This window comes from Mycobacterium bulgaricum, from assembly GCF_041287165.2.
Taxonomy (GTDB): Bacteria; Actinomycetota; Actinomycetes; order Mycobacteriales; family Mycobacteriaceae; genus Mycobacterium; species Mycobacterium bulgaricum.
Genome location: NZ_JBGGKV020000010.1, coordinates 43,185 through 66,775, shown reverse-complemented (window position 1 = coordinate 66,775; position 23,591 = coordinate 43,185). Strand labels below are relative to the sequence as shown.

Here is a 23,591-nt window from a genome sequence, read left to right as displayed (position 1 = left end):
GAGCGGTTTTCTCTCACAGGTTGCGGCGATGTTCTCGATTTCGTCCAGCAATTCCTTGCGTTGTGTGAATCTGTGATAATCTCCGCTCACTTCTGCCGTGATCGGATCGTCATCACATTGCAACGACCTGGAAGGTTGCGACATGCATTCAGCGCTCCGCCCGTATATGACGACGGGCCTTGCCATTGTGGGTTCGAGCGTGATCGCGCTCGCTCCGATCGCGCCGCCGGCGCCGGCTTTCGGTGCCGCCACCACCACCAAGCAGGTCACTCAGGACGTCACCCTGTCCGCGCGGGTGGTCACGATCAACCCGTCGCCGGACGCGCTGGACATGGCCGACCAGCTCAACGGCACTGTCTGCGGCGGCAACGGCACCCCCTGCTACGCGCTCGAGTACGTGCCGATCTGGACCGACCCGCTGAACCCCGGATACTTCGGCTCCGGCGTCGAAGCGCTCAGGGCGGCACTCGCGGGCAACCCGGGTGAAGAGACCACGATCTTCGGCTTCAGCGAGGGAGCTGTCGTCGCCTCGCAGTGGTTGGAGAAGCATCTCGAGGACCCCGAGGCATATCCGGCTCCCGAGAACCTGACGTTCGTCGTCATCGGCAACCCCACCCGCAAGTACGGCGGCTCGGGCACCGTCTGGGGCCAGGGCTGGCCCGAGAACAGCGGCATCAAGGTCATCGACGTCGCGCAGCAGTACGACCCGACGGTCGACATGCCGAAGAACACCTTGAACTCGCTGGCGGTCCTCAACGCCACGATGGGCTTCTTCACCAACCACCTCGGCAAGGGCTATTCGGACGTCGACATCGACGCCGAGGAGAACAGCACGTGGACCGAAGACGGCATCGAGTACGTCTTCGTGCCCTCCAAGACCCTTCCGATCGTCGAGCCGCTGCGCTGGCTCGGTCTCGGACAGCTGGCCGACGAGCTCACCCCGGGCCTGCAGTACCTGATCGAGCAGGCGTACGACCGCGACGACCGCATCAAGAACACGACGATCGCCGCGCCCGACAAGAGCTGGTCCTACATCCCGATCAACCTGGCCGAGACGATCGCCAACATTCCCTACTACGCCGTCGCGGGAACCAACCGCTTCGCCGAGGCCATGCGCGCCAGCGGCAGCTGGTGGGTCTACACCCCGGTCAACGTGCTCGGCTGGGACCCGGCGAACCCGGAGATGACGCGGGCATTCGTCGACTTCCTGATCGCGATCCCGTCGATCTCCCGCCCCCTGGGTGAGATCGCCGACTACTGGGCCCGCGCCAACCTGCCGATGAACGGCGGATGCACCGGCTTCCCGCCGTGCGACGATCCCTCGGCCATCACGGACCAGATGTTCAAGGTCATGCTGTGGGACCTGTTCGCCAAGGAAGGCTTCACCTTCACCGACCCGATCACCCCGCAGTACAACCCGATCAGCAAGGTGGAGGGCTTCTGGGGCCAGGAGCTCGGCCTCGAAGGTGACGAGGTCGAATGGTACGGCGAGACGATCCACCTGGAGCCGTTCCAGGAATCGACGTCGTTCTGGGAGCACCTGATGTCGAAGCCGGAAGGCATCAAGACACCGTCCTTGGAAGACCAGATCGGGTCGTTCACGAACCTGCTCAGCGCCCTGAACACGACCTGGAATCCGTTCGTGCCGAAGAGCTACGTGTGGAATCCGAAGATGACGCCGTTCGCGTACCTCGCGCGTCCGTTCGCCAAGATCCTGTGCCCGCAGTGCAACAAGGTCGATCCGTTCATGCCGGAGGACTGGAAGGTCGGCTTGGACGTCTACCCGGGCGCCTACATCCCGCCGTCGGTCAGGGATCAGTACGACCCCAAGACCGGCAAGTACATCGGCGAACCGGTCGACGGCCTCACCGACGAAGAGATCGCGGAGTGGAACGAGAAGGCCGGCCTCAACGACATCCCGGCAACCGAGGACGCCACCGAGGACACCGAGGACACCAGCGTCAACGCGCTCCTGGCCAAGCTGGCACCCGAGGAGACCACGGAGGAAACCCCCGAGGCCGAGACCAACTCGACCACGGAAACCACCGAGGACGCCGACGAGCAGAAGCCCGACGTCGTCTCGACTGCGGTGCAGAACCTGCTCGACAAGTTCCAGCAGGCCCCTGTCGAGGAGGCTCCTGTCGAGGAGGCTCCGGCCGAAGAGACTCCTGCCGAAGAGGCGCCCGAAGCTCCGGCCGAGGAAACCGAGACCGAGACGCCCGCCGAGGAAGCTCCTGCAGCCGACGAGGATGACGCCGCGGAAGAGGCCGCTCCCTCGCGCAGCAAGACCACGAAGGCCGACAAGTCCGAGGCCGAAGCCGCCAAGAAGGCTGCGGCGTCGGAGTCCGAGTCCTCGACCGATTCCGCCGACAGCGGTGACAGCGATTCCGGAAGCAGCGGTAGCGGTGGCAGCGGCAGCAGCGGCAGCGGAGGCAGCGGCGGCGCCGATGACTGAGACGGGTCGGAAGGGCCTCACGAAAGGCCTCACGAAAGGCCGTAGTATCGCCCCGTGAGCACGGAGCAGTTTGAGGCCGTCATCGTCGGTGCGGGATTCGGCGGGATGGGTGCCGCTATCCAGCTCAATCGGCTGGGGTACCAGAAGATCGCCATCCTCGATCGCGAGGATGACCTCGGAGGTACATGGCACGTCAACCGCTATCCCGGACTGACGGTCGACGTCCCGTCCACCACGTATTCGTATTGGTTCGAGCCGAATCCGTACTGGTCGCGTCTGTACGCGCCCGGTGCGGAGCTCAAGACCTACGCTGAGCACGTCGCCGACAAGTACGAACTGCGCCGCTACATGCGGTTCGGCACCACCGTCGAGGGTGCCCGCTGGGACGAGGAGAGCCAGACCTGGCTGGTGTCGCTCGTCGGCGGCGAGACGCTGCGGACGCAGTTCCTGATCCTCGCCACGGGCTACCTCTGTCAGCCGAAAAAGCCTGACATCGCCGGGATCGACGACTTCGCGGGGACCGTGCTGCACGCCCAGGAGTGGGATGACGACTACTCGCTGAAGGGCAAGAGGGCGGCGATCATCGGCACCGGGTCGACCGGTGTGCAGCTGATCCCGAAACTGGCCGAGGACGTCTCCGAACTGACGGTGTATCAGCGCACACCGATCTGGGTCATGCCGAAGCTGGACTTCTCGTTCGGCCCTCGGGCTCAGCGGCTGTTCGCCAAAGTTCCTGCCACGCAACGGTTCCTGCGGTTGTCCAGTGACATGTTCATGGACATCATGGTGACGATCGCGATGTGGAAGTTCCGCCAGTTCCGTCCGGTGAACCGGGCGGCGGCCGCGATCGGACGGCTGCACCGGTTCCTGGCCATCAGGGACAAAAGGCTGCGCCGCCAGCTCACGCCGTCCTACGATTTCGGCTGCAAGCGACCGACGCTGTCGAATGTCTACTACCGGACGTTCAACAAACCGCATGTGCACCTGGAGACCGCAGGCATCGAGCGGATCGACCCCGACGGCATCGTGGGCAAGGACGGAACCAAACGAACGATCGACACCTTGGTTCTCGCAACGGGTTTCGACGTTTGGGAGTCGAACCTGCCGGCCGTCCCCGTGATCGGCCGAGAAGGCCGCGATCTCGGAAAGTGGTGGCGCGAGAACAAGTTCCAGGCCTACGAGGGACTGGCGGTGCCGCTCTTCCCGAACCTGCTGACCCAGGCGAGCCCCTATGCGTGGGTGGGGATGTCGTGGTTCGACACGGTTGAATACCAGATGCGCCACATGAATCGGCTTTTCGGCGAGCTGCAGCGTCGCGGCGCCAGGACCTTCGAGGTCACCGAGGAGGCCAACGCGGAGTTCCTCGACCGGATGCTGACCCTGTTGGACGACTCGGTGTTCACGCTGGGCAACTGCGCGAATTCACGCTCATACTGGTTCAACAGTTCCGGCGAAGCCCCGCTGTTCCGCCCGACGTCGATCCGTCAGGCCGTCAAGGAGCAGGACAGCTTTCCGCTGAGCCACTACGAGATGGCCTGACGGGCCACTGCGGCCCGCGAGCCACCGAACACACATCTCGACCCGACACCAAGGGGTGACGACATGGCAACGGCCACCACCGATCCCGTGCGGCTGCCGCCCGGCCCGCGGATCCCGAAACTGATCCAGGGTGCCGCAGTGCTGGCCGCGCGCTACGGTTCGGTCGCCGCGCTGGGCAGGCGTTACGGTTCGACGTTCACGCTGCAGCTGCCGGTATTCGGTGAGACCGTGGTGATCAGTGACCCGGTTCTCGTCAAGGACCTCTTCAGCACCAGTCGCGACCTCGTCGGGAGGCCGCAGAACAATCTCGGCGGCGACGTGCTGGGTCCCGGTTCGATCTTCAACCTGGAGGGCGACGAGCTGCTCGCGCGCCGCCGGCTGCTGCTGCCCCCCTTCAATGGCAAGAACATGCGCGCCTACGAGGACATCACCGAACAAGAGGTGGTGCGCGAAATGGCGTCGTGGCCCGAGGGCGTCGAGTTCGAAACACTCGAGCCGATGATGCGGATCACGTTGAACACCATTCTGCGCGCGGTGTTCGGGGCCAAGGGCGACGAGCTCGACGAGCTGCGTGTCGTCATTCCGGCCGCGGTCGAATTCGGTTCCAAGATCGCGCTTTTGCCGTCCGTGGTGCGCCGCGACGTGGGTCCGTGGAGCCCGGGCGGCAAGTTCGCCCGATACCGGCGACGGATGGACGAGATCTGCACTTCGTTGATCGCGGACGCCCGTTCGGATCCGAACTTCGCCGAGCGCGGGGACGTGCTCTCGCTGTTGCTGCAAGCCCGCTATGACAACGGCGAGCCGATTCCGGATCCCTTCATCGTCGACGAGCTGCTGACGATGCTCGTCGCCGGGCACGAGACGACCTCCACACAGCTCGCGTGGACGATCGAGCGCATCCGGCGTCATCCGGATCTGCTGCAGCGTCTCTCGGACGAGGTGGATGCGGGCGGCTCCGAACTGATGACGGCGACGATCGCCGAATCGCAGCGCACCCGGCCGGTGCTGACCGCCGCCCTGCGTCGCGCCAGGACTCGGATTCGGCTGGGGGAGTGGGTGATTCCCGAAGGCGACACCATCATGGCCAGCACCCAGCTCGCAATGGCGGCCGAGGAGAGCTTCCCCGACGCCGACAAGTTCGATCCCGACCGGTTCGTCGGCAACCCGCCCAATCCTTTCGCGTGGATTCCGTTCGGCGGCGGCATGATGCGTTGCATCGGTGCGTCGTTCGCCACGATGGAAATGGATGTCACGCTGCGCACCATGTTGCGCGAGTTCCGTCTCGAGCCGACCGACGAGCCCGACGAGAAACCGCACAGTCGCGGCGTCACGGTGACACCGGGTCGCGGCGGCCGCGCGGTGGTTCGCCGGCGGCACAGGCCGCAACAGCGAAGCACCGATTCGGTGTCGGTCGCAGAGAGCAGTGGCTAGAAGCGGTACTGCAGAATTCGCGCTTTCCTGGCGATCGACGGTACGCGGCGCGACAACCGACTCGCGATGCGCAGACCGGCCGGGAACAGGGCGGCCTCAGGACGCTGCATCGCGCTGGCCTCCTCGAGGAGTCGCAGGTCAGGGTTCCACGCTTCCGGTGTGCGGGCATCCTTGAATCCCGGGAAATTCCATTGTCGGTGCGGCGAATTCGACTTGCTCGAGGTCGCCAGCCGGCCGACGATCTGATTGGCCTTGCTGACCGTTCCGTAGTCGTTGAACGCGATGACGCCCGAAGCGAAGTGTTCGGTGATCCGCCGCAGGATGCCGACGACCGCGTCCTGGTCGAGGAAGGCGAACAGTCCGTCGGCGAACACCATCGCAGGTTTGTCGGCAGGAATGCCGGCCGCCCAGTCCGTTTCGAGCACGCTGGCTGCCACCGACCGTGCCCGCGGATGCGCGGGCACCAGCGACTCGCGCACCGACATCACTGCGGGCAGATCGACACTGAACCAGTCCACCGTCTCCGGGGGATCTACCCGCCACACCGCGCTGCTGAGACCGGCACCGAGATCCACCACAACCGCGGTGGAGTTCGCGGCCACGTGTGCCCGGATGCGTTCGTCGAGCATTTTCGCCCGCAGCGCCACCAGTGCGACCACGCTCGGACTCGCGCCGAGGCCGGCGAAATCATGGTCGATCTGTCGCACCGTGCTGTCGGCGACGGTATCGCCGAGGATGGGCGTGGCCGAGCGCGAGTCGAGAGCGCGGCAGTACTCGGTGAGAAGCGCGGTCTGTTCGATCGGTGCTAGGCCGCTGACATCCATACCGCCAGCCAAGCACATCGCACGATCGAACGAAAAAGCAACGCCGCCGGACCGGCTATTCGCTGTCGCCGGATGTCCCACCGCCGTCGGAGTCGCCGGCCGACGATTGCCGTTCCGACGACTCGCGCTGAGAGGGCGCGTCCGCGTCGCTCTTCTGCGTCCGGCGATGACGCCCGGCGGAGTCCGACGTCCCGGTGTCCCCGTCGGAGGCTTCAGCACCGTCCCGATCCGCGTCGTCGTCCTCGACAGCCTCGGCGTCGTCACCGGCGGAATCGCCCCCGCTGTCGGCATCCGGCGGGGAGTCCTTGGTCCCATCGGCTTCGTCGGGCTCGCTCGCGTCGACGGTCTGAATCTCGTCGTCCTCGGCCGCAGGTTCCGACGGCGACGCCGTGGAGCGGGCCGACACCGACTGCACCGCGTCAACCGTGTCCGCTTGCCGCAGTTCGGGTTCGGGAACCGGCGTGGACGGCAACCCCGGCTGCGCCGGTAGGTAGGACCGGTCGTAGGCGCGCTCGACGATCTCTTTCAGCGGGGCGTTCAGCGCATCGGCCAGGAAACCCAGCCCGACCCAGCGCAGCGGCTTGAGCAGAGGAAGGTTCTCGGTGGGCACGAAGACATACGTCGTGTTGCCCTCGACCCAGACGTAGTTCTTCTCGTCGTAGATGTCGACGGTCTCGTAGTCCTGATGGGTGAAGAAGAAGCCCGCGTTCGCATTGAGCAGGGCCAGCAGGTTGAAGGGATTGTCGGGAAAGTCCGAGGCCATGTCGTACTGCTGGGACACGTCGATGACGCGATAGTCGGTCATCGGGAAGGTGGTCTCCCAATCACGGTCCGAGCCACCGTATTTCCGGCTCGGATTGCCCATCAGCACGAAGCTCAGGTCCTGGGCCGACGGGACGCCCTCCGTCCCGGCGTTCTCGGTCAGCCACCGCCCCGCCACCCGCGCACCCTGGCTGTAAGCGAACACGATCTGTTTGCCAGTGGTCCCGTCGCGCACCGCCTGGTTCAGCGTGGCGACCGCCGCGGTCGAATTGGCCCGCGAGTACAGCACGTTCTTGCATGTCCGCGGCGATTCACACATGACGCCGCTCAGGTCGTCGTCGTTTCCGCCCGGCAACAGGCTGAGGGTCAGAACCCGCGTGGGTTCTTCGGGGAAGTAGTTGAACTCGGCCGTGGCGACCGGACCCGCCGGCCCCGCGACCGTGAACGCCATCAGTGGCACGGCTGCCGCCGCGGCCACTGCCGTCGCTTTACGCCGGCGCTTACGAGCCGCCGTCGCCTTGTCTCCCCTTGCCATGCACATCTCCCCGGTCGACCACGCCAGCACCGTTTGCTGATTGCCTCAGCGTACCGTGCCCTGGCGACGCGTCGCGCACATTTATGTGTCGCGATTTAGAAACGTAATTTCCGGATTCCGGGGTTCTTCGTGCACCACCGGCAATCTCAGCGCGCGTGGGCAAACTGGATGCATAGGTTTGCTAGTGAAGTTGCCCGACGCCAGTCACCGCAGCCGGCCCGCGACGAAGTTCGCCGCTTCGTCGACCATCCCGTTCTTGATGTAGGAGAAGTGCGCGGGGAAGTTGAGACCCGAGGAACAGAACGGGTCGTCGAGACCGCACAGATCGATGGTCCTGGGCCCGTAGGTGCCGCTGAGTTGGGGCAGCGCTCCGCCACCGGGGATGTCGCGCAACGGGTTTCCGAACACGGCCACGGCAGCCACGTGGTCGGCGAGGTGGGGCGGTAACGGTGTGGGCGTGAACCGGCCGAGCGGTTTCGGGTCGACGGTGATCAGGTCGATGACTCCTGCGCCCTGCGAATTGCCGCCGAGCACCAGTTTGGTGTCGGGACAGTTGTCGGCCATCCACTGCACGCGGCCTGCCGCATCCGCTGCACCCATCGGGGCGGAGACGTCGAAGTCGAAGCTCGCGGGGTAGTTCACGCCGTAGGCGCCGACGGAACTGCCACCCATCTTGGCTCGCAGCGAGTCGACGAAAGCGTTACCGAGCCAACCGAGACCGGGCGGAGCGCCGGTTCCGCGCGCGAAGATGACCTCGACGTCGGGGCACGGCTGCGCACTCGCCGACGGAATCCCGGCTGCCGTCGGAATGGTTGCGGCGACTGCCATAGCCGCCGCGCCGATCGCGCTCCACATCCGCCTCAACCGCATGAATACATGCTGTCACATCGCTGGAAGTACTCCGCGAAAACCGACCCTGAGCTGGCCTTTTCAGTTGAACGAATAATCGGTGAGCGGAAAGTTGTCGTTCTCGCGGTTCGTTTGATTGGTCGAAGCCGGCCGCACCAGCGTCTCTCCGCTCGGACTGAAGTAGTACGACCGCGACCGGGAGCAGTCTCCGAGCCCGAACACCGTCTTGCCCAACAGCTTCGACATCCGGTCGCGGAAAGCCGCATTGGCTTCGGGCGTCACCTCGAAGGTCGTCGCATCGCGGCGCTGCACCTCGCCGAACAACCGGTCCATGTGACGCATCTGGTATTCCACGGTGTTGAAGAACGACAGGCCGCTGGACGCGTAGGGGCCCGCGAGGCTCAAGAAGTTCGGGAATGCCGGAATGGTGACGCCTTGGTAGGCCTGGAAGCCGTTGTCACGCCACCATTTACCGAGGTTCCTCGCATCGCGGCCGATGATCTCGATGGCCGGGATGTTCGCCTCCCACAAATCGAATCCCGTGCACAGCACCAGAGTGTCGATCGTGGTTTTGGTGCCGTCGCACGCGACGATGCCGTCCTCCTCGACCCGTTCGATACCGGCGGCCTGCAGGTGAACGTGCGGCTTGGTGAACATCCGGTAGTACGAGTTCGAATAAGTCGGGCGCTTGCAACCGAATTCGTACTGCGGCGTGAGCTTGGCCCGCAGCGCCTTGTCGCGGATGGAGACGAACCGCAACGCAGTCGACGTGAGATTGGCGATGGAGTTGAGCTGCCGGAAGTACTTGAAGTTCAGCACCGACAAAATCATCATCGCTTCGAGGTTCACATCGCTCGTCCACCGGAAAGCACGCTGCAGCAGCGGTAGCCGGGCAAACAATCGGCGGAGCACCGGCGGAATCGGGAAGTCGACCTTCGGGACGACGTGGATCGGCGTGCGCTGGTAGACGGTGAGCTCGGCGGCCTGCTTGCTCAGCTGCGGAATCAACTGCACCGCGGTGGCGCCGGTTCCGATCAGGCCGATGCGGTCACCCGCGGGGGAGTAGCTGTCGTCCCAGTCCATGCTGTGCAGGATGCGGCCCGCGAAGTCTTCGATACCGGGGATGTCGGGCTTGCGGGGTTGCGACAGGTAGCCCGTGGCGGTGATGAGGAACCGTGCGGTCAGGGTCTCACCACCGGACAGCGCCACATGCCAGAGCTTCGCGTCCTCGTCCCAGGCGGCACCGTCGACCAGGCTGTTGAACCGCATGTGCCTGCGGACGTCGTACTTGTCGGCGACGTGCTCGGCGTACTTCTTGAGCTCGGAGCCCGGCGCATATAGCCGCGACCAGTGTGGATTCGGCTCGAACCAGTAGGAATAGGTGGGTGACGGAATGTCCACCGCCAGGCCCGGGTAGTGGTTGACGTGCCACGTCCCACCCAGGTCATCCTCACGGTCGAGAATGAGGATGTTCTCGTAGCCCATCTTCTTCAACTGGATGGCAGCCCCCATACCGCCGAAGCCAGCACCGACGACGATGACGTCGTACTGCGGTTCATCCATGGTCGACAACGGTACCCCACAGCAAATAGATCGACAGAGTATGGAGCGCCGGCCGCGTCCACTGGGATCCTTCGTTCCCGAGCGACACCGCGCACACCACGAAGCCCCGGCCGGATGCCGGGGCTTCGGGCGGGCGTCCTACGTCGGCAGCCTCGAGTTCGGGGAGGCTACTCCGAGGAGCCGGAGTCAGACGACCCAGTTCCATCAGACGACGAGTCCCCTGACGAGTCGGAGTCCGCGCTGCTGCCGGAATCCTTGTCGTCCTCGTCGCCCTCGGCCGCGTCCGAGTCCGCCTTGTCGGCATCCTCTGCGGCCTCAGCTTCATCCTCGTCCGACGTCGATGCTGCGGCATCCGCGTCGGCATCGGCCTCGTTCTTGCTCGCCTTCGTCGTCCGGGTGTGCGAACCGTCCGCGTCGCCGGCATCACTTCCGGCTTCGGTCGCGTCCGTGGTGTCCTCGACATCCGCGTCGTCCTCGACCGGCGCCGACACCTCTTCGACAGCCTCCGGAACGGCGGCCGAACGTGCGGCGAAGGTCGACGTGGCGACCCTGTCGTCGTTGCGGGTGTAAGCCGCATCGATCTTCGCCTTCAATTCGGCTTCCCGCGGCTTCAGGAACGGCAGCAGCTGGACGATCGGCAGCGTCTTGGTGGGAACCAGATAGGTGGTGGTGACACCGCCCTTGCTGTTGACCACCGTCGTGATGTTCTCCTCGGGCGTCACCGCTTCGTAGTCGGCGAACATCATCGGCACATGGACGAAGATGCCGCCCGCGATGGCGTTCGCGACGGCGAGGAAGTTCCACCACCGGTCCGGCATGTCGGCCGCACCGTCGTACTCGCCGGTGACGACGTCGATGTCGTAGATGGTGTCGGCAGCCGGACGGTAGGTGTAGTCGTACTGTGGGTTGTACTTGCTGGAACCGTCGAGCAGCTTCTGACGGCTGGAGTCCGCAACCAGGATGAACTTGACCTGGTCCTTGGTGGGCGCGCCGGGATCCTCGGCCAGTGTCCGCATGAAGTCGTTGACGACCAGTGATCCCGCGGAGAATCCGACGACGGTGAACTGCTCACCGGCCTCCAGCCGCGCGACCGCATCGTCGAAGTGGTCGCTCAGGCTGGCAATGCCCTGGGTGATGGACTGCCCCAGCGTCAAGCCGGTGCCGGGGCGCTTGGCCTCGGCCGGCCACTCGACGCCGTCGAGAACCTCGTTCTCCCGCGCCAGCTTTCCGCCGAGCAAAGGATTGATGACGACCTCGTGCATGTCGGGCGTCCCCAGCCCGCCGACGGCCACTGCCGTCGTGACGGCCGATGCACCTGTCGCGGTTGACAGGGTCAACGCCGCTGAAGCAAAGGCCGCGCCACACGCGACCCCGGCTTTTCGAATGCTTCTGCGCATTTCAAATCTCCCCGATTAGTAGCAGTGAAGCGACTCGCCGTATCCGGCGCGACAGAAGCATATTGCGCCAGTGTCAAACTTTGCGCAGCAAAATAGACGTATTTCCAATGAACGCAAAAATAGCAAAGCGCGGTTATATTGCCGTGATTAATTCTTTATGCATTCTCTACAAGGGTAGAGAATAGCAACAATTGACCTCGACACAATAACCGAAATCTGCGGCTATCCACGGTTTTACCAGGTAAATGCCCATCAGATTCGCCTGACGGCCGTCGCTGGACATGCAAACTTGAACAAATCACATTTTTGTAACTACCGGTTCTCCGACCAGTGGTTACCCCTCGTTAAACCGTTGCCAGCAGCTGTTCGGCTAAAAAATTTTGTTGGTCTGTACCACCCCCCACAGCACACCATCTCGGGAAGGGGTCCGGCCGGTGAACTCCAGCGGTCTCAGACCGCTCGGCGGCCGAAGCGTGATGGGCTCGACCGGACCCGTACAACTGACTCGTCGGTAAGATTGACGGGCGTCAAGGGCAAACGCCCGCTCGACCCTGTCCAGTACACCGCCACAGGGTCCGTCGGCCGGCCGATATTCTTCCCGGATGGCACCCAATACAGCTGAACTCGCCGGCAAGAACGCCTTCATCACGGGCGGAGCCTCCGGCATCGGTGCGGCGCTGTCGGCCAAGCTGACCGCCGCCGGTGCGCAGGTGTGGATCGCCGATCGCCAGGCCGAGGTCGCCGATCAACTGGCCCGACAACTGCGGAGCACCGGCGGCGCAGCGCACGCGGTGGAACTCGACGTGCGCGACCCGGAGGCCTTCGAGGGCGCGATCGCCGACACCGTGAACACCGGCGGTCGGATCGACTACCTGTTCAACAACGCCGGCATAGGAATCGGCGGTGAGGTCGACAGCCTGACCCTCGACGACTGGAACGACATCATCGACGTCAACCTCCGCGGCGTCATCCACGGTGTGCAATCTGCCTACCCGGTGATGATCCGTCAGGGCAGCGGTCACATCGTGAACACCGCATCGATGGCCGGTCTGATCACCACGACAGCGCAGGCGGGCTACACAGCGACCAAGCACGCCGTCGTCGCACTGTCGAAGGCGATGCGGGTGGAGGCCGCCACCCACGGCGTCCGAGTATCCGTGCTGTGCCCCGGGGTGGTCCGCACGCCGATCCTCACCGGCGGTGAGTACGGCAGGAACAAGAGCGTCAGCCGCGAGGATCAGCTCAAGCTGGGCGAGGCGCTGCGGCCCATGGACGCCGACGTCTTCGCAGACAAAGCGCTGCGCGGCGTCCTGCGCAACGAAGCGATCATCGTGGTACCGCGGTGGTGGAAAGCCCTGTGGTATCTGGAGCGACTTTCACCGGCCCTGTCGATGCGCGCCGCGGGGATCGCGCTGAAGCGCACGCGCGAGGTGCAGTCAGCCGTACCGCTTCAGTAGCTTGCGCTTATTGCGTGGATTCAATGCCGCCAGTCGCACATCGCCGTTGTAGTGGTCGACGACACGGCGGTCCATCACGCGGCGCCACAGCGGCGGAAACAGCGCCAACAGGACCATCGTGGCGTAACCGGACGGCAGCTGCGGGGCCTCATCGGCATGGCACAGCGCCTGGTATCGCCGCTGCGGGTTGGCATGGTGATCCGAGTGGCGCTGCAGGTGGAACAGAAACACGTTGGAGATCACGGAGTTGCTGTTCCAGCTGTGCGAGGCCCGCACCTGCTCGTAGTTGCCGTCGGCTCGGCGCTGACGCCGAAGTCCGTAGTGCTCAAGGTAATTGATCGACTCGAGAAGGCAGATGCCGACGACGGCCTGTCCGACGAGCCACAGCAGCACGTCCGGCCCGAACACCGCGAGCAGTACCGCGAACAGCACGACGGTCATCAACCAGGAGTTCAGGACGTCGTTGTGCAGACTCCACACCCGCTTGTGATGGCACGTCAGCCGCCGCCGCTCGATGCGCCACGCCGAGCGGAGGCTGCCGAAGAAGGACCGGAACTGGAACGCGTACAGGCTTTCCCCGAGGCGCGAGCTGGCTGGGTCCTCCGGCGTGGCGACACGGGAGTGGTGACCGCGGTTGTGCTCGACGTAGAAATGTCCGTACCCGGTCTGTGCCAGTGCGACCTTGCTGAGCCAGCGCTCCGACTGGGCACGCTGATGTCCGAGTTCGTGCGCGGTGTTGATGGCGACACCGCCGATGCCACCCACGGTGATCATCAGCCCGAGCTTGTCGAGTTCGCTCATCGGGATGCCGCTACCGCCGTTCCACAACCAGCAGGCCAGCACCAGCGAAAGGTACTGGGCGGGAAGGTAGATGTAGGTCGCCCAGCGGTAGTAACGATCGTTTTCCAGCCAGCCGAGCGCGCTGTCGGGCGGATTGTCGGAGTCAGGGCCGACCAGGTAGTCGAGCGCGGGAATCACGAGGAACATCAACACAGGACCCGACCACCAGAACACACTCCAGCCCGTGAGCCCCGCAGAGAGGGCCGACATGGGGACGAGCGTGGGCACGACCAAGCCGAGCAGCCAGACGTACCGCTTCCTGTCTCGCCAGGGCTGAGAAGCAGCAGGCGACTGCCCGTTTCCCCTCAATGCCCGTTGCAGTGTCGGCATCAGTCGAAGTCTCCCCCTCTTGGCCCGACGGTTCCCCGATCATCGCAGCCGTAAGCGACTTTATGATAACGCCGTCATACCATTGGGGCACGACACGGGCAATCGCTTGAGCGAACTTCGTGTCGATCGCAAGAGCCCGGCTCTGGATCGCCTGTTGGATGCTATGCGGCTGCTCAGGCCCGCTAAGGGTGACCTCAGGCGCGGTTTTGGTTGCCAGGTCTGCAGCAAATTGCGAATTCCGCGTCAGGGCAATGCCAGGCTGACACGGGGAATCAACGATTCACCCCTCGTGTTCCGGCGCACGATGTCTTCCAGAGAAGCCGTCTCTCTGATCGCCTGCATCCCCTGCGGCGAGAATGTGTCGGGACCGTAGATTCCGGGGGCGAGCAGTGGGTTGGTGAGGGCTTGCGAAAAGGCATCCACGGCCACCATCGTCGTCATCAGCGGCGGCAGGGTGCTGCCGGCTCGGACGTCCTCGGCGAACAGGCCCGGGAAGAACTCGACTTTGTCGATGTCGCCGTAGCAGGACGTGAGAGCATCGCGGGCGGGCTGCTTCGATGTCAGATCGTCGATGGAGCGCAGGCGCGGCAGCCCGCACCTCTCGCGGTACGCGTTGAACGAGGCGAGCTGGGTCCGCCGGGCCACGTACATCGACGTCTGTTCGATGTCGAGCATCGACGGGTCGGTGTTGAGCAGGTCGATGGTGCTGCAGGGTTGCGCGGACGCCTCGTCGAACAAGAAGGCCACGCCGTGTTCGGTGAGCGGGCTGGTGTCCCACATCAACTCGGAGAGCGGCCTGGTCTGGCCGCCGACCTTCACGGTGGACGGCACCAGGCTGTGCCAGCGGTACAGCAGGTTGAACTCGACCGACATCCAGTTCTGGCGGTACCACCGCTCCTCCAGACCGATGCCGGATTCCATGAACAGCGGGAACTTGATGGGCGTGATGTGGTTGATGTAGTCCTCGATCACGATCTTGATCAGCAGCACGATCATCGTGTTGCGTGTCGTTTCGAAGATTCGATCGCTGTCCCATGTGTGGTGCTTGCGGATCTCCCTGGCGATCCGGTTGTGCTCCCGGATGAAGACGGTGCTCATCATCGCGAGGCCGTAATGGATGTTGCCGCGGGGGAGTCCGAGAGCGAAGAGGGTGCGTTTCACGGCGTCGGGAAGTGTGGTCGTGGTCCTGGCTTTGGAGTCGTCGACACTCTCCAGGACCATCGGCAAGTCCTTGAAGGATTCACTGACGTTGCCGTCGCTGTCGTAGTACAGGGGCGGGAACTCGCGGCCTTCGGCATCCGCCGATGTCTTCAGCAGGCCGAATTCCGCTCGTAGCGCCTGCGTCTCGACCTTCCTCTGCCCGTAGAGCTGACTGAGATCGATGTCGTGGGTTGAGGTGTTCCGGCGCGGGTCGCTGGGGTCGGTCCGCAGGAATCCGTCCACGAACCACTGGGCGAAGAAGGGGAAGAGCAGTGACGAACCCTCGGACAACGTCTGCGTGCCAGGCGGTCTTTCGAACAGAGCCGCAACAGACGCCTTGTCGGGCTTCGTATCGGGCGCGAAGTCGTCCTCACCTCGCAGGTGCCGGGCGCTGAACTCGCGATCATGGAGCGAATCCCAGCTCGTATACGTCGATTTCGTGCTCAGCGCGGGCGGGCGGGTCTCCATCGTGTAGATCGACGAGTTGATCAGGAAGCGGTTGACCCGCGAATTCACCTTCGGGATCCGCCGCAGACAGAGCCAGAACCACGAACCATGTGTCGTCAACAGCACGCGGATGCCCCGCTTGACGCCGTTCTTTCGCCAGTACCCCCCGGTCATGAGCGTCAATATACGTCGCGCGCGGACCGAACGCCGCTGGTCAACGGTAGTTTCTCAGGACAACATCTTCGCGATCGCCGCCGCCAGTTCCGGGGAGGCCGAACTATCCAGATTTTGGTAGCTGCCACCGGTGATCTGGGCGACCGACTCCCACGTGGCCCGGTCGGAATCGTCGCCGAAGTCGATGACGTTGACGGCCACCGGCCGATCGGCTCTGAAGGCACCCCTGATGTAGTCCTGCAGACCCGCGGCCCCGAGCGATTGGTCGGTATGCGGGCCCGTGGTGATCACCAGCACCGAGTTCTTCTGCCCTTCGCGGAACTTCGACGTGGCGTCACCGTAGACGAGGCGCAGCGTGGTGAACGACACGGCGCCGCCGGCCGAGGCCGTCTGCCCGTCGAGTTCGCCGATCAAGGCATCCTTGCGCGGCGTGCCGTTGACCGGTTCGGACAGCGGCCCGCCCGCCACCTCAGACCGTCCCGCGACGCCGTCGAAGGTCCAGAGCCCCACCCCGGCGTCGGGGGGCAGCACCTGGATCCGCGCCTTGAGCGCATCGATGACGTTGGCCAGGCGGGTGGCACCGCCCTCGTCGGCCGGCATGGACTGGTCGAGCATGACGGTCACGGTCGGACTCTCGGCCGGGGCGGTCAGCGTGTCGGCGATCGTGGTCCGGACCTCGTTGTCGCCCACGTCGAGTGGGGCCGGCAGGGCAGCGAAGTCGACCACGTCGTTGGCGGGCGGCTCGGCGCCCTCGACCCGGAAGCCCGCTTTGGCCAGCTCACCGAGGTGCTCGGGCTTGCGCAGGAAGCGCGCGAACTCGCTTGCCGCCGTGACCTGTTCCTGCGACAGCCAGTCACCGGACAGCAGCACCGTCGGGAAGTCGGCCATCGCGGTCGGCCCGGGCGGCAGCCACGTCGTCAGCCTGCCACCCACCTCGGAGGACGTGGCGCGCTGGAACACTCGCTGCTCTGTGGTCACCACGGCGTGGACGGGAGCGTCGGCGGGTTCCTGGGCGTCGAGGAGGGCGTCGATCGCGGTGTCCGCGCCGGCGTCGGGCAACTCGGGCACCCCCGCCATCAGCGTGCTCACCGCACCGAGTCCCGCGTTCGCCGGTTCGCCCGACGGCGCGGAGGCCGATGCGACGGCTTCGGCGGCAAGGTAGGACGCGTCGCTGTCACCACCGAGGGGCAGCGCGAGCCGCAGCCCGCCCCAGCCCGGTAGCCCCAGGTTGTCGAGGGAGGCCGGGTCGGTCTGCAGTTCGGGCAGGGTGCCCCAATTCTGATCGCCGAGAGCATCTTTGAGCTCAGGGGCGACGGCGAGCACGACGGGGGAGCTGACCAGCGACCGGCTGTCGCTGACGGATTCAGGGCCCTTCGCGGCTTCGAGGCGGGCCTCCGACACCGAACTGGCCGGAATCCACAGGGCGGGCCGTTCGCCGAGATCGGCGGGCCAGGAGTCCTTGAGGCCGTTGACCACCCGATCGGAATCGGCAGCCGTGACACCGACTTTGACGCAGCGGTCGCCGACGGGGTCTGCGGTCTGGTTGTACTGCTCGGCAAGCGCCGTGATGGGCTCGGCGATCGCCGGATCGGCGACGAGGGCGACTGCGAGTTCTCCGTCGACGCACCGCGCCGCGGCCGCGTCGGATCGGCTGGACAACGAATCGCCGATGAATCGCCACAGAATGACGACGGCCACCACCACGACGACGGTCACCAGCGCGGCGATGATGCTGACACTCACCCCACGGCGGCCGGGCGTCACCGCGCGATGCGTACCCGTCCACTCCCCGTTGTCCCAGGCGCGCTGGGAGCCGGTGCTCGGCCCTGGGCCTCCGACGGAAAATCGGGTGGTGCTTTCGTCATCACCGAAATCGCTTGTCGGCGCGTCTGATTCATCGCCCGAATCCGTGCCGAACCCGAATCGTTCGGTCTGCGGTTCGTCTTGCCTGCGTTCGCTGGACTCGTCGGGATCCGGGAGGCTATGTCTGCCCATGCCGTTCTAAGCCTCGCTTGATTGACCGGTCAGTGCTGTTCGTGCGTCAGCCAACGGTACTAGCCGCTTTGAACTCCCGGCGCCTGCGGTGCAGGATCGGCTCGGTGTAGCCGCTGGGCTGCGCTGCGCCGTCGAGGATGAGTTCCTGGGCCGCCTGGAAGGCGATGCTGCCGTCGGGGTCGGGAGCCATCGGCCGGAAATCGGGATCCTTGGCGTTCTGCTCGTCGACGACGGCAGCCATGCGCCGCAGGCTGGCTTTGACGTCTTCTTCGGTGATCACACCGTGGCGCAGCCAGTTGGCGAGCAGCTGGCTGGAGATGCGCAGAGTGGCGCGATCTTCCATGAGGGCGACATCGTGGATGTCTGGGACCTTCGAGCAGCCCACGCCGGCATCGATCCAACGCACCACGTAGCCGAGGATCGACTGGCAGTTGTTGTCGACCTCCTCGCGGATCTCCTCGGGCGCCCAGGCCAGCTCCTTGGCCAGTGGGATCGTCAGCAGTTCGTCCACGGTCGAGCGGCGTTTGCCCGCCAGTTCCTTCTGCACCGCGAACACGTCGACCTTGTGGTAGTGCATCGCATGTAGCGTCGCCGCGGTCGGCGACGGCACCCACGCCGTCGTTGCTCCGGCTTTGGGCTGCCCGATCTTCTGCTCCACCATGTCGGCCATCAGCTCGGTCATCGCCCACATGCCCTTGCCGATCTGCGCCCTACCGGACAAGCCGGTCTCCAGGCCGATGTCGACGTTCTGGTTCTCGTAGGCCTTGATCCAGTCGGTGGACTTCATCGCGCCCTTGCGGATCATCGGGCCGGCGTCGATCGAGGTGTGGATCTCGTCGCCGGTGCGGTCGAGGAAGCCGGTGTTGATGAACACGACGCGGTCGGCGGCCGCCTTGATGCACGCCTTGAGGTTGAGTGTGGTGCGCCGCTCCTCGTCCATGATGCCGACCTTGATGGTGTTCTGCGGCAGTCCGAGCACGTCTTCGACGCGGCTGAACAGCTCGCAGGTGAACGCGACCTCGTCGGGTCCGTGCATCTTGGGCTTCACGATGTAGATCGAGCCGGTGCGGCTGTTGACCAGCGGCCCGTTCTTGGTGTCACCGTCGCCGTCGGACTTCAGGCCGTGGATACCGATCAGGCTCGTGAACAGCGCGTCCTGGATGCCCTCGGGGACCTCGGGGCCGTCCTCGCCGTCAGCGTCGAACACGATTGCGTCGTTGGTCATCAGATGTCCGACGTTGCGGACGAACAGCAGGCTGCGGCCCGGCAGCGTCACCTCGCTGGAGCCGTCCGGGGCGGTGTAGGTCCGGTCCTCGGACAGAACGCGGGTGAACGTCTTGTCGCCCTTGCTGACCTCTTCGGCGAGATCGCCGCGGTTGAGCCCGAGCCAGTTGCGGTAGCCGAGCACCTTGTCGTCGGCGTCGACGGCGGCCACAGAGTCCTCGAAGTCCATGATCGTGGTGATCGCCGATTCGAGCACGACGTCCTTGATGCCGGCCTTGTCGGTCGACCCGATGGGGGATTCGGCGTCGATCAGGATCTCGATGTGCAGACCGTTGTTGATGAGCAGGATGGAAGTAGGAGCTGTCGGGTCTCCGAGATATCCGACGAACTGCTCCGGGTCTGCCAGCGCGGGCCTGACCGCACCGTCGTCGACGGTGAGTTTTTCGGTGTCGGTCCAGGACCCTTCGGCCAGTGGGACCGCACCGTCGAGGAATTCGCGGGCGTAGGCGATCACCTTGTCGCCACGAACCTTGTTGTAGGAGCTTCCCGCCTCGGCGCCGCCCTCTTCGGAGATGACGTCGGTGCCGTAGAGCGCGTCGTAGAGCGAACCCCAGCGGGCGTTGGCGGCGTTGAGCGCGAACCGCGCGTTGAGGATCGGGACGACGAGCTGCGGCCCGGCGGTGCTGGTGATCTCGTCGTCGACACCGGCGGTGGTGATGGTGAAGTCGCCCGGCTCGGGTTCGAGGTAGCCGATGTCTTCGAGGAACTGCTTGTAGTCGGCCGGCTCGAATCCGCCGATCACGCGGGCCCGGTGCCACTTGTCGATCTGGGCCTGCAGGTCGTCGCGGCGGCGGAGCAGGTCCTGGTTCTTCGGGGTCAGGTCGGCAACGACCTTGTCGACGCCGGACCAAAAGGTGTCGGGGTCGATGTCGGTGCCGGGCAGCGCCTCGTTGTTGACGAAGTCGTACAGCACGGGGGCGACGCGCAGGTTACCCACCGTCACGCGATCGGTCATGATTCCTCCCTCGTTTGCACGCGCGCCCGCGCCATGCCGTTGTGAGTGTCTTGCTCCATCAACGGTCCAGCTTACCCACCGGTAACAGCGCTATCCGCCGGTGGCGGCGTCCCTCAGTGCCGTGCACCGTTGCAGCAACCGGGCCCGGAGTGGAGCGGCCCGCTCGCTGATCGCTTCCTGCGAACGCGCGTATTCACGCCTCCCACCGGGTGTTTCGACGGCTATCGGGCTGAATCCGAAGGCGCTGAGGTCATAGGGGCTGGCCCTCATGTCGAGGACGCGCGCGTCTGCTGCCAGCTCGAGGCAGTCGAGCACCAACCCCGATTCGATCAGCGGGCCCAGCTTGAACGACCACTTGTAGAGATCCATCCCGGCGTGGACGCAGCCGGGTTGCTCGGAGCTCAGCTGAGTCTGGCGTGTCAGCGGTTGCGCGTTGCGTTCGGCGGCGGGGCCGGTGAAGAAGCGATAGGCGTCGAAGTGACTGCAGCGCAGGGGCATTGACTCGACGACGGCGTCGGTGCCCGCGGTGCCGAGACGCAGGGGGATCGAGGCGTGGCGCACGCTGGGGGAGCGGTAGACCATCGCCCATTCATGGAGTCCGAAGCAGTTGTAGCGGGCCGGCCGCGACGCGGTGGCGCCGAGAAGGTCGGCGATGAACATCACAGTGGGCAGGCGGGCGGCGAGGTACTCCCTGCTGACGGTGACACCGCCATCGGCGCGGACATAGCCGGCGCGCCGGAGGTAGGCGTCGGCATGGGGCCCGTCCAGCGTCACCCCCCACCCTGGGTGCCAGACGCGGAGCTGGCGCGGCCGCAGGCTGTAGTAGGTGAAGAGGAAGTCGAAGACGGGGTGCGGCTGGCCTTCCTGCCGACGCCGGACGTGAGGGGCGAGGAGTTCGTCGGCGCGGCGTCGGTGGGTTTCGGCGCGGTCCTGCCAGCGGTCAGGCACGGCGGCGAGTCGCCCATCAGACCCGGCGGCGAGCCGCCCATCAGGCACGGCGGCGAGCCGCCCATCAGACACGGTGCGTGCTGTCGCGGACCGTTCCCACGAGGTCCTCGACGAGGTCTTCGAGCGCGACCATCGCGGTGGATGTGCCCTGCGCGTCGGTCACCAGGGCCAGGTGGCTGTTCGTACGGCGCAGCCGGGTCAACGCATCGGGCAGCGGCAGTGAGGCGGGGACCAGCGGCAGCGGCCGCACCATGGACGTCTCGATCACGGCGTCGCTGTCGGTGTCGCCGTTGACCAGTGGCAGGACGTCTTTGATGTGCAGGTAGCCGATGTAGGTGCCTGTCTTGTCCGCCACCGGGAATCGGGAGTATCCCGTCTCGCGCAGCGCCTCTTCCAGGGCGGCGACGGTCGGGCCCGCGCCCTCCTGGGCGACGGGGACGGCACGGATCTGACGGAGCGGCATCGCCACATCGGCCACGACCCGGTTGCGGATCTGCAGCGCACGGGTCAGCCGGGTGTGTTCTTCGGGGTCGAGCAGGCCTTCGGAGAGCGATTCGGCGATCATCTCGGAGAGCTCGACCGTCGACACGGTGACGTCGAGTTCGTCTTTGGGCTCGACGCCGAAGAGCCGCAGCGTCGCGTTGGCGCACCAGTTGTAGAAGGCGATGAACGGGCGCGCCACCCGGATGTAGACGAGGTAGACGGGGATGAGCAGCATCGCCGTCGACTCCGGCCCCGCGATGGCGATGTTCTTGGGCACCATCTCGCCGAGCAACACGTGCAGGGTCACCACGATGGTCAGCGCCACCAGGAACGACACGGTGTGCAGCAGCGCATCGGGGATACCGACCAGGTCGAAGGGCTTTTCCAGCAGATGCGCCACGGCCGGTTCGGCGACGCGGCCCAGCAGGATGGAGCAGATCGTGATGCCCAGCTGGGAGCCCGCCAGCATCAGCGAGAGGTTCTCGCCGGCCCTGATGACGGTGACGGCACTGGACTTGCCCTGTTCGGCGAGGGCTTCGAGGCGGTCTCGACGGGCCGAGATCAGCGCGAACTCGGACGCGACGAAGAACGCGTTGGCCCCGAGCAGGACGAACGTGAGAAGGACGCCGAAGATGTCACCCACGGGGTTCGTCCCCCTTGCGACCCAGCTCGGTCAGCCGCAGCTGATCGATGCGGCGGCCGTCCATCTTCACCACGGTCGCCAGCCAGCGCACCGGGTCGTCGATGGGACCGTCGGGATCGAATGCGGTCAGCTCCACCGTCTCGCCTTCGTCGGGGATGTGGCCGAGCTTCTCCAAGACCAGGCCGCCGATGGTCTCGTAATCGCCTTCGGGAGCCCGGAACTCGGTGCCTTCGGCCACTTCGTCGATGCGCAGAAGGCCGGAGACGAGCCAGCCCTGACCTGCGGCGACGACATCGGGCGGTTCGACGTCGTGCTCATCGCGCACATCGCCGACGATTTCTTCGATGAGGTCTTCGACGGTGACCATGCCCGCGGTGCCGCCGTATTCGTCGACGACGAGCGCGGTCTGCAATCCGTTGGCCCGAACCTCCGTCATCACGGCGTCGCCATCCAGCGTGGAGGGCACCTTCGTCACCGGCTGCACCAGGTCGCCGAGCCGGGTGGTCGCGCGCGCGGCGGCGGGCACTTCGAACACCTGCTTGACGTGCACCATTCCGATCGTTTCGTCCAGGTCGCCGCGGATGACGGGGAAGCGGGAGTGTCCGGTGCTGATCGCGGCTTCACTCAGGTCGACGACGGTGTCGTCGGCTTCGAGCGTGTCGATCTTGGAGCGGGGAGTCATCAATTCTTCGGCCGTGCGGTCGCCGAATTGCAGCGACCTGTCCACCAGGACGGCGGTCACGGGGTCCAGGGAGCCGCTTTCGGCCGATGAGCGCACCAGTGACACGAGTTCCTGGGGCGACCGGGCGGACCGCAGTTCCTCGGCGGGCTCGATGCCGAGCCTGCGCAGAATCCAGTTCGCGGTGCCGTTGGTGAATTTGATGAGCGGGTTGAACACGAACGAGAACATCAGCTGCAGCGGGGCCGACCACCGCGCCGTCGGCACGGGCCGCGCGACCGCCAGGTTCTTCGGGACGAGTTCGCCGAAGACCATCGAGACCGACGTGGCGATCAGGATGGCGAGCGCCAGGGACAGACCACTGGCGAACCGTTCGGGGACGTTGAGGGCGCTCAGGCCGGGGTGAATGAGGCGTGCGACCACGGGCTCGGCAAGAAAACCGGTGGCCAGAGTGGTGATCGAGATCCCGACCTGCGCGCCGGAGAGCTGAGTCGACAGCGTCCGGTGAGCGCGCTGCACCATGACGTCGCGTCGGTCTCCGTCGCGGACATTGGATTCGACCGTGCTGCGTTCCAGGGCGGTCAATGAGAACTCGGCGGCCACGAACACCGCGGTGCCCGCCGTGAGCAGCACGATCGCCAGCAGCGACAGCAGTGACATCACGACGTTCATCGGGACGCTCCGGACAGGGCGTCACGCCGGTCGCGTAGGGAGCCGGGTCGGGTGCCCGGCCATCTAGGGGACGGCTCGGCGTCGCAGGGTTCGAGGTCAGACCGCTCACCGGCGGTGGCCGGTTCGGAT

The 23,591-nt window shown here is 65.5% G+C and carries 16 protein-coding genes; 4 read left to right on the top strand and 12 right to left on the bottom strand.

What is annotated here, in order from left to right:
* Positions 1-142: 142 nt before the first annotated feature.
* From ACAG24_RS22855 to ACAG24_RS22845, 3 genes are all read left to right on the top strand, one after another.
* Positions 143-2,455 (top strand): PE-PPE domain-containing protein, encoded by a 2,313-nt coding sequence (locus tag ACAG24_RS22855; RefSeq protein ID WP_370474671.1) that lies wholly within the window; start codon positions 143-145, stop codon positions 2,453-2,455.
* A gap of 54 nt (positions 2,456-2,509) precedes the next feature.
* On the top strand, positions 2,510-3,994 hold the full coding sequence (locus tag ACAG24_RS22850) for a flavin-containing monooxygenase (protein ID WP_370474670.1): 1,485 nt from the start codon (positions 2,510-2,512) through the stop codon (positions 3,992-3,994).
* A gap of 63 nt (positions 3,995-4,057) precedes the next feature.
* A complete protein-coding gene (locus ACAG24_RS22845; protein ID WP_370474669.1) occupies positions 4,058-5,425 on the top strand; it encodes a cytochrome P450 in 1,368 nt (455 codons plus the stop codon).
* Here the strand turns inward: ACAG24_RS22845 and ACAG24_RS22840 are convergent.
* The 5 genes from ACAG24_RS22840 to ACAG24_RS22820 all read right to left on the bottom strand — a co-directional run bounded on the left by ACAG24_RS22840 (position 5,422) and on the right by ACAG24_RS22820 (position 11,355).
* On the bottom strand, positions 5,422-6,249 hold the full coding sequence (locus tag ACAG24_RS22840; RefSeq protein WP_370474668.1) for a class I SAM-dependent methyltransferase: 828 nt from the start codon (positions 6,247-6,249) through the stop codon (positions 5,422-5,424). The genes ACAG24_RS22845 and ACAG24_RS22840 overlap by 4 nt on opposite strands.
* Before the next feature lie 55 nt (positions 6,250-6,304).
* Entirely contained in the window at positions 6,305-7,546 is a 1,242-nt protein-coding gene (locus tag ACAG24_RS22835) for a PE-PPE domain-containing protein (RefSeq protein WP_370474667.1), read from the bottom strand.
* Between the two features lie 204 nt (positions 7,547-7,750).
* On the bottom strand, positions 7,751-8,416 hold the full coding sequence (locus tag ACAG24_RS22830) for a cutinase family protein (protein WP_370474666.1): 666 nt from the start codon (positions 8,414-8,416) through the stop codon (positions 7,751-7,753).
* 60 nt (positions 8,417-8,476) lie between these two features.
* Complete coding sequence (locus ACAG24_RS22825; protein ID WP_370474665.1) at positions 8,477-9,958, bottom strand: flavin-containing monooxygenase; 1,482 nt, start codon at positions 9,956-9,958, stop codon at positions 8,477-8,479.
* Positions 9,959-10,125: 167 nt separating this feature from the next.
* Positions 10,126-11,355 carry a PE-PPE domain-containing protein gene (locus ACAG24_RS22820; RefSeq protein WP_370474664.1) on the bottom strand — a complete coding sequence of 410 codons (1,230 nt, stop codon included), beginning with the start codon at positions 11,353-11,355 and terminating at the stop codon, positions 10,126-10,128.
* Between the two features lie 602 nt (positions 11,356-11,957).
* On the opposite strand from ACAG24_RS22820, the gene ACAG24_RS22815 reads away from it, so the two are divergent.
* Complete coding sequence (locus ACAG24_RS22815; protein WP_370474663.1) at positions 11,958-12,812, top strand: SDR family NAD(P)-dependent oxidoreductase; 855 nt, start codon at positions 11,958-11,960, stop codon at positions 12,810-12,812.
* On the opposite strand, the gene ACAG24_RS22810 is transcribed toward ACAG24_RS22815, so the two are convergent.
* The 7 genes from ACAG24_RS22810 to ACAG24_RS22780 form a co-directional block, all read right to left on the bottom strand.
* Positions 12,792-13,982, bottom strand: coding sequence for an alkane 1-monooxygenase (locus tag ACAG24_RS22810; RefSeq protein WP_370474662.1), 1,191 nt, complete (start codon positions 13,980-13,982; stop codon positions 12,792-12,794). The two genes, ACAG24_RS22815 and ACAG24_RS22810, sit on opposite strands and share 21 nt — an antisense overlap.
* Before the next feature lie 243 nt (positions 13,983-14,225).
* Positions 14,226-15,803, bottom strand: coding sequence for a peroxidase family protein (locus ACAG24_RS22805; protein WP_370474661.1), 1,578 nt, complete (start codon positions 15,801-15,803; stop codon positions 14,226-14,228).
* Positions 15,804-15,857: 54 nt separating this feature from the next.
* On the bottom strand, positions 15,858-17,798 hold the full coding sequence (locus ACAG24_RS22800) for a substrate-binding domain-containing protein (RefSeq protein ID WP_370474660.1): 1,941 nt from the start codon (positions 17,796-17,798) through the stop codon (positions 15,858-15,860).
* Between the two features lie 46 nt (positions 17,799-17,844).
* Positions 17,845-20,037, bottom strand: coding sequence for a malate synthase G (locus ACAG24_RS22795; RefSeq protein WP_370474659.1), 2,193 nt, complete (start codon positions 20,035-20,037; stop codon positions 17,845-17,847).
* 90 nt (positions 20,038-20,127) lie between these two features.
* Positions 20,128-21,033 carry a 3-methyladenine DNA glycosylase gene (locus tag ACAG24_RS22790; RefSeq protein WP_370474781.1) on the bottom strand — a complete coding sequence of 302 codons (906 nt, stop codon included), beginning with the start codon at positions 21,031-21,033 and terminating at the stop codon, positions 20,128-20,130.
* A 16-nt stretch (positions 21,034-21,049) separates the two neighbouring features.
* A complete protein-coding gene (locus ACAG24_RS22785) occupies positions 21,050-22,111 on the bottom strand; it encodes a hemolysin family protein (protein WP_370474658.1) in 1,062 nt (353 codons plus the stop codon).
* A complete protein-coding gene (locus ACAG24_RS22780) occupies positions 22,104-23,462 on the bottom strand; it encodes a hemolysin family protein (protein WP_370474657.1) in 1,359 nt (452 codons plus the stop codon). The genes ACAG24_RS22785 and ACAG24_RS22780 overlap by 8 nt, the downstream gene beginning before the upstream one ends.
* Between the last annotated feature and the right edge of the window lie 129 nt (positions 23,463-23,591).